General features: G+C 56.6%; 13 protein-coding genes. 2 read left to right on the top strand and 11 right to left on the bottom strand.

The features are described from left to right. The 6 genes from NUW23_02925 to NUW23_02900 all read right to left on the bottom strand — a co-directional run. On the bottom strand, positions 1–251 hold a 251-nt coding region (locus tag NUW23_02925; GenBank protein ID MCR4425132.1), incomplete at its 3' end, for a hypothetical protein. Positions 252–254: 3 nt separating this feature from the next. Beyond that, positions 255–1,127, bottom strand: coding sequence for a branched-chain amino acid ABC transporter permease (locus NUW23_02920; GenBank protein ID MCR4425131.1), 873 nt, complete (start codon positions 1,125–1,127; stop codon positions 255–257). Between the two features lie 140 nt (positions 1,128–1,267). Continuing rightward, positions 1,268–2,386, bottom strand: coding sequence for an ABC transporter substrate-binding protein (locus NUW23_02915; GenBank protein ID MCR4425130.1), 1,119 nt, complete (start codon positions 2,384–2,386; stop codon positions 1,268–1,270). 14 nt (positions 2,387–2,400) lie between these two features. Further along, positions 2,401–3,042, bottom strand: a complete 642-nt coding sequence (dhaL, locus tag NUW23_02910; GenBank protein ID MCR4425129.1) for a dihydroxyacetone kinase subunit DhaL — start codon at positions 3,040–3,042, stop codon at positions 2,401–2,403. A gap of 33 nt (positions 3,043–3,075) precedes the next feature. Further along, the gene (dhaK, locus tag NUW23_02905; GenBank protein ID MCR4425128.1) at positions 3,076–4,074 is read right to left on the bottom strand and encodes a dihydroxyacetone kinase subunit DhaK; all 999 of its coding nucleotides are present in this window, start codon (positions 4,072–4,074) and stop codon (positions 3,076–3,078) included. Between the two features lie 58 nt (positions 4,075–4,132). Then, complete coding sequence (locus tag NUW23_02900; protein ID MCR4425127.1) at positions 4,133–4,729, bottom strand: helix-turn-helix domain-containing protein; 597 nt, start codon at positions 4,727–4,729, stop codon at positions 4,133–4,135. Between the two features lie 405 nt (positions 4,730–5,134). On the opposite strand from NUW23_02900, the gene NUW23_02895 reads away from it, so the two are divergent. Further along, positions 5,135–6,055 (top strand): Ppx/GppA family phosphatase, encoded by a 921-nt coding sequence (locus NUW23_02895; protein MCR4425126.1) that lies wholly within the window; start codon positions 5,135–5,137, stop codon positions 6,053–6,055. Between the two features lie 275 nt (positions 6,056–6,330). Here NUW23_02895 and NUW23_02890 read toward each other — a convergent pair whose 3' ends face one another. From NUW23_02890 to ggt, 5 genes are all read right to left on the bottom strand, one after another. After that, a complete protein-coding gene (locus NUW23_02890; GenBank protein MCR4425125.1) occupies positions 6,331–7,464 on the bottom strand; it encodes a succinylglutamate desuccinylase/aspartoacylase family protein in 1,134 nt (377 codons plus the stop codon). Between the two features lie 32 nt (positions 7,465–7,496). Further along, on the bottom strand, positions 7,497–7,649 hold the full coding sequence (locus tag NUW23_02885; GenBank protein ID MCR4425124.1) for a hypothetical protein: 153 nt from the start codon (positions 7,647–7,649) through the stop codon (positions 7,497–7,499). A 13-nt stretch (positions 7,650–7,662) separates the two neighbouring features. Then, entirely contained in the window at positions 7,663–8,964 is a 1,302-nt protein-coding gene (locus NUW23_02880; protein ID MCR4425123.1) for a TRAP transporter large permease subunit, read from the bottom strand. Positions 8,965–8,989: 25 nt separating this feature from the next. Continuing rightward, positions 8,990–9,556 carry a DUF6305 family protein gene (locus NUW23_02875; GenBank protein MCR4425122.1) on the bottom strand — a complete coding sequence of 189 codons (567 nt, stop codon included), beginning with the start codon at positions 9,554–9,556 and terminating at the stop codon, positions 8,990–8,992. A gap of 96 nt (positions 9,557–9,652) precedes the next feature. Further along, positions 9,653–11,332: a gamma-glutamyltransferase gene (gene ggt / locus NUW23_02870; protein ID MCR4425121.1), complete on the bottom strand. Its 1,680-nt coding sequence runs from the start codon at positions 11,330–11,332 to the stop codon at positions 9,653–9,655. A gap of 379 nt (positions 11,333–11,711) precedes the next feature. Here ggt and NUW23_02865 point away from each other — a divergent pair. Continuing rightward, positions 11,712–12,062: DeoR family transcriptional regulator (locus NUW23_02865; GenBank protein ID MCR4425120.1), on the top strand; the 351-nt coding region annotated here is incomplete at its 3' end.

The following is a 12,062-nucleotide window of genomic DNA, read 5'->3' as shown; positions in this document are numbered from 1 at the left end:
CTCCATCCGTATCTCGTGGCCAGTATTGCAGCAGTGTATGCCCCAATACAGTAGAATCCGGCATGACCGATGTTGAACTGACCTGAGTACCCGTTTATCAGGTTCAGAGAGCTTGCGAGTACCACATGTAGGAGCACGAGGACAGCCACCCTGAGCTGGTAGTTGTTCTTCACCACCACCGGCAGGAGGAGGAGTGCCACAACAAGCACGGCCAGGAGTGTCCATGTTAGCGCCTTAGATCCCGGCCTCATTCCTCACACCCCCAGACCCTTGCGCCCCATGATCCCTGAGGGTTTCACGAGCAGAATTGAGATGAGAATCAGGAAGGCCACGATATCCTTGTACCCGGACGACAAGAAGGACACTGCCAGGTTCTCCACGACACCGAGCACTAGCCCTCCCACGGCTGCACCGGGTATGCTCGTGAGCCCGCCGAACACCACGGCAGCAAAGGCTTTCATGGCCACGCTCGCCCCCATCAGGGCGTGGACGGAGTTGTAGTATATGCCTATGAGCGCGCCCGACACCCCTCCCAGGGCGCAGCCGATGCAGTTGCCGAGCATCACCGTGTGGTTGACATTCACTCCCACAAGTGCGGCCGCGTCTTTGTCCATGGCCACCGCCCTGAGGGATATTCCGGTCCTCGTCCGATAGAGCAATACTTGAAGGGTCAGTATGAGGCCGGCAACTATGGCCACCACTACTATCTGAACATGGGCTATCCGGATATCGCCCAGGGAGATGAACCCCGTTCCCAGCAGGTCCGGCACAAATCGTGGCTCAATTCCGAAGACTACCTGCCCCAAGCTTTTCAGGAATATGGACATACCGATAGTGCATATCAAGGCCATATACCTTGAAGACCGCCGAAAAGGCCTGTAACAGACGTGCTCCAGCATGACTCCGAGAATCGCCGATGCCGCGAACCCCACAAGCAGAGCGAGGACCGCGTTGGCGTGGAAATACGTGACCGCGAAGAAGGCGGCGAATGCGCCTATCATTATCACTTCGCCGTTCACGAAGCTGACGAGGCCAACGATCCCGATTATCATGGCGAGGCCGATAGCCATGAGTGAGTAAATGAATCCCTGAGTCAATCCGTTTACGAGCTGTTGGAGAAAGAACATATTCTCTCCTCCAAGTCCCAAAACTCGGTGCCCTGTCCTGCGTAGATTCGGCACTGGAGGCGGGCCGCCGCCACACCACGTATCCGGGAGCCCGCCTCCGCCGATTTCACGCCCGCTGATCCATCATGTAGAGGATACTCTTAGAACCCTCTTTTCAGCACCCACTCGCCTTTCTCTACCGCGATGATCTTGTACTTGCGCACCACATCGCCGACGGGAGTGAAGGTGATCTCCCCAGTGACTCCCATGTACCCTTTGGTGGCGGCCAGAGCGTCGCGGATGGCCGCGCGGTTGAACCCGGCCTTCTCAATCGCGTTGAAGAGAATCCACGCTGCGTCGTAGGCGCATGCAGCATGCAGGTTCGGGAACCTCTTGGCCCTTGCTTCGAACTCCTTGATGTATGCTTGGACCTTCGGATCCGGGTCGGTGAGGATGAAGAACGCGTTGGTGACCAGGCCTTCTACTGCGTCTCCGCCAAGGGTCAGGAGCTGGGCAGTGAAGACCGAGCTGGGGGCGAGCATCTTTACGTTCCAGCCCATCCTCTTGAGCTGACGGGCAATGGATGCAGTCTCGTTGTACATAGCCGCGATAAACAAGCCCTCCGGGTTCCCCTGCCTTATCCTGGTCAGAATGGCTGTGAAGTCCTTCTCCCCTTCGAGGAAGGGTTGGGATGTGGTAACCCTGAGCCCTATTGCTTCGGCGGCTTTTACGAATCTGTCCTTGGTCACTACGCCCCAGTCATTGTTGATGAAGACTACCGCAACGGACTTGAGGCCCATGTAGTCCTGGGCGATATTCTTCGCGTTGAACGGGCCCTCGGCGTCCTGGGTGCCGACTATGCCGAACATGTACTTGCCTGAAGGAGCGAAGTCTGGGCTCGACGCGGTAGGTGACAGCTGCACCATGCCCGCCCTCTCGTAGATGGGGGCTGCAGCAAGGCAACAGGTGCTGGTGAAGTCACCGATCTGGGCAACTATGGTCTGGTCCTCCACGAACTTCTGGGCTATGAGGGCAGACTCCTTGGGATCGCCCTTGCTGTCCATCACCACAAACTCGACCTTGCGGCCGCGTATGCCGCCCTTCGCGTTGATCTCATCTGCGGCCATCTGAACTGAGATCTGGAAGTTCTGACCGTACTCCGCATAGTTCCCGGTAATCGGAGCGGATAGCCCGATGCGGACCACTTCAGAAACCTGTGCGAGGCCGACGGTACCCAGGAGAAGCACTGCAAAGACCGTGAGAACAAGGGCTTTTCTCATTTTCAATCCTCCCTCTACCTATTGGTTACCGTATCCATTATGCTCTTCAGTAACAGATACGCCGATGTAGCCCCAGGGTCCTGATGTCCTATTCCCCTCTCCCCCGCATGAAAGCCTCTGCCCTTCACTCCAATCATGTCCGTGGTGGATCTCATGCCGGCTTCCGCTGCTGATACCGAAGCTTTCATGGCCGATTCGAGTGACTCCCCCCTGCATACGCTCGCGCGGAAAGCCAGCACCGCAGGCTCCAGCGCGTCCACCATGGTCTTATGTCCGACCTCCGCCCCGCCTTTCTCCTTAATAGTGGACACGGCCGCTTCGAAGGCTTGGGCGAGGTCAGCAGGGGTGTTCATGCCCGTCTTCTGAAGGGAATCCCCCGCGGCCCTTATCGCGAGCCCGAAGAAAGTTGGTCCTGATCCGCAGCCTGATCCGGCCAGAGTCGTGCCGACCCTTTTGATTGCGGCCGCCGGGTCCATGTCCTTCAGCGAATCGAGCTTCGCGAGGACTGCTCCGAATCCGCGCTTCAGGTTGAGTCCGTGTTCCGCGTCTCCGATCGTTGAGTCCAGCTCATTCAGGTACTGCTCATTCTCCGCCACTGTGTCCGCCATGCGTCGAAAAACCGCTATTACCTCTTCAGTGGTGAAAACCGTGTTCATTCCCCTCCTATCAGGAGAACACCGGGAGCAGTTCTACTTAACAACCAACCCCGGAGTCTCACAAGGATGGTCCAGAAGCTGCTTGAGTTCGTCGTCAAGTCTGAGAAGTGTAATCGAGAACCCTGCCATCTCAAGAGAAGTCATGTACTCCCCCACGTAGTTCCTCACGGGGTTGATGCCTTTCGAGACCAGGTACTGCTCAACTTCGTTGAAGATCACATAGAGCTCCATCAGTGGTGTGGCGCCCATCCCGTTGACCATGACGGCAACCTCTTCCCCGCCCGCGAAAGGAAGGTCGGGGACTATGCGATCCATCATCTGGTGGACTAGTTCACGTGCGGTGGTAAGGGTTGCCCTACGCACCCCGGGCTCACCATGTATGCCGATTCCGACTTCCATCTCATCCTCGGCCAGCTGGAAGTTGGGCTTGTCGCGCCCGGGAACGAGACATGGGCTCGTGGCCATACCCATTGTCCTTACATTGTACACTACCTTCTGGGCAGCACGGTGTACCTCATCCAGGCTGCCGCCCTTGTCCGCCATGGCGCCTGCGATCTTGTGTACGAATACGGTGCCTGCGACACCTCTGCGGCCCGTGGTGCCCTCGCGGTTGTCGACCGCCACATCATCAACAACAAGCACTCTCTTAGTGGGTATGCCACGATCCGCGGCCTCATCAGCTAGCATGTCGAAGAGCAGTATGTCTCCGGTGTAGTTCTTGACTATAAAGAGCGCGCCAGCCCCACCGTCGCATGCCTCGAGTGCTGCTATTCCATCATCGAGAGGAGGAGAACAGAAAACCGCTCCTGCAAGCGCCGCATCGAGCATGCCACGGCCAACGAAACCTCCATGTGCGGGCTCATGGCCGCTTCCCCCGCCGGTGATGATGGCGACCTTGCCCTTGACCGGCGCATCCGCTCTTACCACGGCCTGTGTTCCGGGTACGACCCGCACAAGATCTGAGTGCGCCTTCTCGAGTCCTCTGAGCATCTCACCTACAACATTCTCCGGCTTGTTGATGATCTTCTTCATCCCGACCCCCCTATTCAAATAGGATTGCGGCTCCAGAATGTACGCGAGCCTCCGGGGCCTACTTCGCAGGCCCCGCCTGGGAAGGCACATCCACCAGAATACCCGGGGTGGGCACTCCCACCCAGAGCCCCTTGGCTATTGAGTCGGTATAGTTTACAAGCCTATGTTCATCAGTGGCCCGATAGAGGATGGAGTCCCCCTCGCAGCATGTCAACGGCTCGTGCCCTTTGATCTCCACTGTGATGGTGCCCTCAAGGACATATCCGTACTCCATGCCCCTGTGCACAGTGAACTGGAGGTTCGTCGCATTGGGATAAAGCGTTACAAGGACGGGTTCGAGAACGGCATTGGCCTTGGGCAGAAGGAACCTGAGGCTGCGCTCCTTCTCGGAGGATACCTCTATTTGGCGCTCCTTCGGGAACAGGAAGGCGGTGTTGTTAGACTCCTCTTGCTCGAATAGGGTGGCGATGTGAATGGAGAAGAAGGAAGCGATCTTGTCCAGCACTTTGACGGACGGAATTACTTTGCCATTCTCAAGCAGGCTCAGGAAAGATTGTGAGAGCCCGGTCGCCCTGGCCACATCGCTAAGGCTCAGTCTGTACTTGAGCCTTTCTCTGCGTATCCGCTCACCTACATACCCATATTTTGTGAGCATGGCCACCACCACCAGTCGTCGGCGGAATGAGGCGCGGGCAGTCATGGATACAAATGCATGTATATGCAGAAGGGACCTAAGGGTCCACACTCATTCTACTTTAGGAATATAGATATTGTCAACGGGAGAGTTTTCATATACTGAATACCTTGATGTACTAAGAATCTTGCGCACCCAAGCACCGGCCCTGACCGTGGCGGGAACGCGAAGATGGGACTCCCCGCACCCGAAGTCAACATACAGGAAGGTGCAGACATGCCACGCTCGAATACTAATACTCGAGGTTGTGGCACAGACAGATGAACTGTCAATGACAGAGACGGTGGGGCCCGGCACGCTCCCGTCACCCTGCACGACATCGAGAAGGCAGTAATAGCGAGGCACCTGAGGCATTGGAGGTCTGAGATGAATAGGAAGGCAGTGATAGACATAGGGACCAATTCCGTCAAGTTCCTCCTGGCTGAGATGGGAGCGGACGGCGTCCTCCGGACTGTGATGGACAGGAACAACATCGCAAGGCTTGGCGAGGGCCTAAGGGAGACGGGTACCATCAGCCAGGAGGCTATCACGAGGAATGCCCAGGCTGTGGCGGAGTTCGTTGCCATGGCGAGGCAAGGTGGTGCAGACCAGATTGCTGTTGTAGGGACTATGGCGCTGCGGACGGCCTCGAACCCTCAGGACTTCATCAAGGCAGTTAAGGACCTGGCCGGGATAGAGGTGCGCATACTCTCCGGGGATGAAGAGGCATACCTTGCGTACTTGGCCGCGGTGTCTGGGATAGTCCTAGGCCAGGGCAGACTGGCCATTATCGACATTGGTGGCGGAAGTACTGAGTTCGTTTTCGGCCGGGGAGACAAGTTGCACACGCGTTTTAGCATCAACCTCGGAGTAGTTGGGATAACTGAGGAGTTCTTCAAATCGAACCCGGTGACCAAGGGGGAACTGGCCCGCGCCATGGAAGCAATAGCCGAGCTTCTGGAGGCAAACGGGGTATCAGGGCCAGTAGACCAACTTGTCGGCATGGGCGGCACGGTCACCAGCATGGGAGCAGTTATGCACAAGATGGAGACCTATGACCCCGATGTAGTCCAGGGCTCCGAGATGAGCCTCGAGGAGATCAACCGACAGATAGACATTTACTCGTCAATGACCGTAGAAGACCGGCGCAAGGTAACCGGCCTGCACCCTAAGAGGGCTGATGTCATACTCGCGGGCGCCTGCATACTCAAGAGCATAGTCCTCAGATTCGGCACCGATCGCCTGACGGTCAGCGATAGGGGGCTCAGGCATGGGTTGATGCATGTTTGTTTCGGTTCCCGCGCCTGAACGGGGCGCGATTACTTGGTGTGGTGCTAGAACAACTAGAAGATACAGTTTCAACCCACGCGCCCACACGGGGCACGCTCCGCAGGGTCGCAGGACACGAAACGGTCCGTCTGAAGTGGTCTGGCTTCCCCGTAAGCGGCGGATTACTCAATTGTCGACCATTGTCATCGTACTTAGACCGTAAGTAAGAGCGGCCGCATCCCACTGGGTTCTTGGGCGCTTTCGATGCTGCTCCGCGCGGAACTAAGCTAATCAACCTGTCAGGTGCGCATGATCTACTCTCCTCTCAGCCAGTCACCGATATATCCGCCAACCACCTCGTCGTAAGTGGGTAACCCACTGATCTTCACCACCCACGCTTCATTCTCATAGGCCAATCCTTCCATAAGCCTTGTGACAGTCGCGATATGCCTTGCGACCCTGAGCTCTATCGGTAGTCCACTTTCGTCGTACTTCACATAGAGCTTCCTCGCCCTAGCAGCCTTCAGCACGAAATCGTCCTTTCCGGTGAGTACGAGCTCCGAATTGCTCTTGCCCCTTAGTGGCCACAGAATGACATTGGCCGTCTCGGCCAGAGTGGCGTAGGCATCAGTGTGATCGCCGAGTTCACGGTGGGAAAGGCCCCGCAGTGCGGCTGGGCTCGGCTCTGCAGTTATGCTTACACCATCGAAGGCCTTCAGGTCCATTACGGCTCCTGCTACAAGCTCGCCCGCTTTCTCGTGCCTTACGAGCACATTGACGGCAGGATACTGGGGAGGGGCCTCGTGGAGGTCGATTACGAGGTTGACTCTCTCTCTCCGTACTAGCTCGGTTATGGCATAGGCCACCCTCTCAGTGAACAGGCCATCAGGTCTCCCGGGAAAGCTGCGGTTCAGGTTCCTAACCTCTGAACCCGCCAGCAGCCTGCCACTTGGATAGTGGCTGTATACATCAGGGTCTGGCCATTGGTCTCTTGGGTTCGTCAGCCTGTCTCCAAGTCGAAATCGTCTTATGCTTCCTGACGATGTCTTAATCTCAACCTGAGAGGGCCAGCCTTCTCCTGGAGGGGTGTAAGTGAACGCACTGGCGTTGGACTGCGGAATCACTATGAGCCGTCCGGCCTCCAGCTCCGCGTTTTCGATCAGTATGACAGAAGTGAGGACGCCGGATATTTCTGGAGGATGGACTCCGCCTAAAACAAGCACTGTGGCACCGGGCTCCTTGCCTTCCAGCACATACACGCGGGAATCGCCGGCCGTGCCTTTGAGTGAGGGCAGGTACTCTGATAGAGACGTCTGCCGCGTCACACCTGGTCCAGGGTAGATGGGCTCCACGGCGGAGTTCATCCGGAATCTCGAAGCGGCAACACCGCCAATGATGACCATGAGTGAAATGAAGAGCAGTGCAGAATACCTCTTTAGGGAGTTCACGTGAACCACTTCCCTCACATCTCTAGGCTCGGTCACTTCAGACCAAGCGCCCGAAGCAGAAACGGTAACATGACGAAAGCCGACACGAACTGCTCCGCTCGGTTCTTGGTGCGGCAAGCATTGACTAGGAAGCCAAGGCCGATGCAAGCTGAGATAGCCCTATACAATACCATGATCACATCCATATCCCGGGCCTCCTCAAACCAGGAACAGGAGTCTCTTGGAGTATACCACCATGAGCACTGACAAGGCAGTAACAATAGCCCACGGTATGATGCATTTCCTGAGTACGCTCCAGTATGGCCCCTGATAGCCTACGGCACAAGCCGCGAAAGCACCCACAATGGAGGTGGGAGGTACGAGCACCCCCAGGCCACCTACAGCGCTCACTGCCGAGGCAACCAGTATGCTGTTCCTTCCTAAGAACGACAGAACTAGAGGGACACCTATGACAGTCGCGGCGCCGAAACTGGTCAGAACCCCCCCCACTAGGGGATACATCGTCGACATCATAACATAAAGCCACATAGGAGGAAGGGTGATCGTTGTGACCACGATTAGCCCTCTCACCCCAGTAAGTGACATAATCTGTAGCAGGGCACCAGCTGCTATCAGTATGCCGATCACCTGAAGAGTCTCGCGGACCGTATCGTTGAAGCATCCCAAAAGCTCCATCAACAGACCTCTGCCATTCAGTCCTGCTGCGAGCGCGGCGAATGCGCCTATTGCGAAGATCAAGGGCAGGCCCAGCACAGGGAGCGAATACGGAAAGAGCCTGGTGAGGACCATAAGGGTCACCACAACGGCGACGCCCAAATACGATCTTGCACCCTGAGCCTTTCGGTCGACTTCCGAGATGATGCTCTCGGCCAACCCCTTTCGTTTTCTCACCCACGGAAGCCCAATTATCAGGCTAGCTGCGATTGCAGGCGGTATCGTGAGCAACAACAGTGGCCACGTGAACCCGGTGTATGGCATAACCACACCCTCGGCGATAATCATCGCCGGTATGTTGACCGGAGGTGCGATCATGCCCATGGTTCCGGCAAAGGCAACTATGGCAGCCACCGATTCGATGGGGATGCCTAAGGAGACAAGGACAGGGCCTACCAGCCCACCCGTCGCCATCACGGCCGCGGTGCCCGAACCAGTCAACGCCCCTGGGAATATCACCACAAGAGTCATAGCAATAAGGAGAAGGGCAGGGCGTCTTTGGAATACCCGCGTGATATCGGAGACGATAGCATCCAGGGCCCCGTTTCTCCTCAAGACCATAACGAAGAATGTCGCACAGAAGACGACCATCGCGATGTTGAAGAGGAAAAACCCACCTTCCACGAACTGTGCTATGACTTCTACTGGACCGTCTTGGAAGATTGACCATATGGCCCCCGCCGCTGTGGCTGACAGCAGTGAAAGTGTGCTGTCGGCCTTGAGGCGCACGGCAACAACGAAGGCGAGGATCATAAGTCCGAGTACGGCGAGGGTTTGAGCGTACATCACTACTCCCCCTTCGCTCGCCCGATCACTTGCTGAACACCTGCTTGAGCAGGCCCCCCAAGTCAGTTATCTCCGGTACTTTCATCAGTGGCCATCCGTGCTCTTTTGAGGCTCTGGTGAAGAAACCGTCGAAATCGCTGTCCTCAAGGCAGAAGAAGGCATTGCAGTAGCCGAGGAAAGGATCCATGAACTGGTGGGTTATCGCACCGCGCCTCACGCTTCCCCCGACATGTGCTCCGATTATCACTATGTTGTCCCTCTTAGCTTTGGAGAGCACGTCATTGATCCGTTGGTACTCTGCCTTCTCGCTCACTCCAGCAGCTCCAAGGCCTTTACCGCTGTTCCCAAAGCCCACAATGAGAGTCTTGGCCCCGGACTTTCTTATCGTGTCATACGTGGCCATCGGGTCATACGTCATTGTCAGTCTTGCCCTCTTGGCGCACACATATATCATCTCGGCGTCCATACTCTGCCCGGCGCTCATAATGAACGCCGGCATCTCTGCCTTAAACACATCTCCGGACGCCACCGGACCAGCGGTGACTACCCAAGCCACGGCAAGGGCCAATACTACTGTCGCTGCCCTTTTCATCGTGTGCCTCCTATTCTTGATGATGTCCTGCCGGGCGCTATTGGCCCGGCAGAACCATCAACTGTAGCTCAACACGTCACAGGCTCGCGCGCTTGATTACCACGCCACCCCATAGCCTTCGCGACGAGGATCGGCTCCTCCCAGAAGAGCCCCGTTCGTAGGGTCGATCTTGACGGCTAGGTGGCCGCCACAGCTCATAGTGTAATCCTTAACGTTGAAAGCCGAGATGTTCTGCCCCTTCGCCTTCATTCCATCTATAACCGTCTGAGGCACCAGAGGTTCGATGTTGAGCCTGGACTTGGCAGGATCACTGTCAGGGTAGTACACGATTCTGGGCACCTCGACGGCCGCCTGCGGGTTCATCTGGAAATCGATAGCATTAATGACCATCTGTGCGGTAGTATAAAGGATCGGCGGCCCACCCGGTGAGCCAGTGGCGAAGAACGGCTTGCCGTCCTTAAGGATTATTATCGGATCCATGTTGCACAGCGGTATCTTCCCGCCCTCTATCCTGTTTACGCTCTCGGGATCCCGGTCCAGCCACCCCATGGCGTCGTTGAGCACGATCCCAGTGCCTTCCGCGACCATTCTCGATCCCCAGAAATTGTAGACAGTGCTAGTATAGACTGCGATGTTGCCCCATTTGTCTATGACAGTCGTCTGGGTGGTGTTTCCTGGGTACTCGGGGTCATACGGAGCGGGCTTTCCTGCAGGAGCAGGATTGAGGGACGTGTCAAGGCTTATGAGCTTGGCACGTTCCTTGGCATACGCCTTAGAAAGCAGGCCTGCCATAGGCACCTTGACAAAGTTGGGGTCCGCCATATAAGCACACCTGTCAGCCCAAGCAAGCTTGCAGGCCTCAGCAATGAGATGCCAGTAGTCCGGGCTGTTCTGGCCGAGCGCCTTGAGGTCGAAGTTCTCAAGGATGTTGAGAATCATGAGAGTTGTTGCAGCGGACGAAGGAAGCGGGAAAGCGAAGACATCATAGCCACGGTAGTTCGTTCGTATGGGCTCAACCCACTTGGCCTGGTGTTTTGCCATATCCTCATAGGTTAGTATGCCGCCCTCTTCCTTCATGAAGGCGTCGATTTTCCTGGCTATAGAACCCTTATAGAAAGCGTCGTGACCGCCTAAGGCTACCTCCCTAAGGGAATTGGCAAGATCACGCTGCACCAGTAGGTCGCCCACACCGAGCACCTTGCCACCTGGCATGAAAACCTTCGCTGTGCTTGGATATAGCTTCATCCAGGTCGACGTGCCCTGCAGCCTCTCCGCAAGGAACTCGCCGACGGGGAACCCGTTCTCTGCGTAGTCTATGGCCTGCTCAAGCACTTGCGAGAGAGGCATCGAACCGTATGTCTTGTTCAGTTCACACCATACGGCCACATTAGCCGGCACCGCCACGGACAGAGGCCCAGACAGTTGAGTGGCGCTGTCCGGGTACAGATCAACTGTGGCGGCCATCGGTGCCTCGCCGTATCCGTGCAGCATCCTCACCTGCTTTGTCTTTGCATCGTAAATAGCAATCGGGCCCTGACCACCCATTCCTGTGGCATGCGGTTCCATTACAGCCTGTACAGACGCAGCGGCAATAACGGCATCGAAGGCGTTACCTCCCTGCTGTAGTATGCGCATGCCTGCCTGTGCCGCCACAGGGTGCCCCGCAAGTACTATTCCATTTCTGCCTACGAGCAGGGGACGCGTGTACGCAGCTCCGATCGACGATGCCATCAGAAACACGAATGCAGCCAAAACAAGTGTCAGAAACCTCCGCATTGATTAGTACCTCCTTCGCCAATGAGATGGGTTGCCAAAAAAGCCGGTCTGGCCGTTGGCTTCCAGTGTATTCGATACTTCGAGCACATCTCCTTCAGGACTGCTCAGGAGTGGAGTCCAGCATGCTTGCATGGCGGCCCGACGTGCCGGCCCTACCCTTCGAGACCCTCTCGTCAAGTCTCGATCCCTGCGCTCGCAAGGGACACGACAACCTTCTTCGATATCCCCTGTGTCAGGAACCCAAGTGCAATGTCTTTCACCATGGTGGTGGCTTTTTTTCATATGGCGCTACGAATTTGCAGGAGTATGCAAGTCAGTGCAGAAATAGTCAACTGCGCAACCCAACCCACCCTCATGGCATGACAGGAGGTACCCTGGCATGTACCCGCTTGAACGGCGTTCCAAGATTATCGAGCTGATGCGAGAAGGCGGAGTCGCCGAGATCGGACAGCTGAGCCAGCAGATGGGGGTGTCCGAATCAACGGTTCGGCGAGACCTTCGCAGGCTAGAGGACGATGGGATCGTTGAGGTCCATTACGGTGCCGCCAGGCTAAAGCAGCAGTCTTGCGAATTCGTGGCTCGCCCTTACCCAGAGCGCGCCGTTCTCCATGCCAAAGAAAAGGCGTTGATCGCCAAGGCCGCCCTCAGACTCATAGAAGGCGAAACCTCGATCCTTCTTGACGCAGGGTCTACGACTGCCGAAATAGCCAAGGAACTGCAGACCTGGCCG

This window comes from Bacillota bacterium, from assembly GCA_024655925.1.
Classification (GTDB): domain Bacteria; phylum Bacillota; class DTU025; order DTU025; family JANLFS01; genus JANLFS01.
Note: the sequence above shows the minus strand (reverse complement) of the source record. Positions and strands in the feature narration are given on the sequence as shown.

Excerpts from the sequence above, each read along its gene's own strand:
- NUW23_02920 (MCR4425131.1), bottom strand. The coding sequence starts at position 1,127 with ATGTTCTTTCTCCAACAGCTCGTAAACGGATTGACTCAGGGATTCATT.
- NUW23_02915 (MCR4425130.1), bottom strand. The coding sequence starts at position 2,386 with ATGAGAAAAGCCCTTGTTCTCACGGTCTTTGCAGTGCTTCTCCTGGGT.
- dhaL (MCR4425129.1), bottom strand. The coding sequence starts at position 3,042 with ATGAACACGGTTTTCACCACTGAAGAGGTAATAGCGGTTTTTCGACGC.
- dhaK (MCR4425128.1), bottom strand. The coding sequence starts at position 4,074 with ATGAAGAAGATCATCAACAAGCCGGAGAATGTTGTAGGTGAGATGCTC.
- NUW23_02900 (MCR4425127.1), bottom strand. The coding sequence starts at position 4,729 with ATGCTCACAAAATATGGGTATGTAGGTGAGCGGATACGCAGAGAAAGG.
- NUW23_02895 (MCR4425126.1), top strand. The coding sequence starts at position 5,135 with ATGAATAGGAAGGCAGTGATAGACATAGGGACCAATTCCGTCAAGTTC.
- NUW23_02885 (MCR4425124.1), bottom strand. The coding sequence starts at position 7,649 with ATGGATGTGATCATGGTATTGTATAGGGCTATCTCAGCTTGCATCGGC.
- NUW23_02880 (MCR4425123.1), bottom strand. The coding sequence starts at position 8,964 with ATGTACGCTCAAACCCTCGCCGTACTCGGACTTATGATCCTCGCCTTC.
- NUW23_02875 (MCR4425122.1), bottom strand. The coding sequence starts at position 9,556 with ATGAAAAGGGCAGCGACAGTAGTATTGGCCCTTGCCGTGGCTTGGGTA.
- ggt (MCR4425121.1), bottom strand. The coding sequence starts at position 11,332 with ATGCGGAGGTTTCTGACACTTGTTTTGGCTGCATTCGTGTTTCTGATG.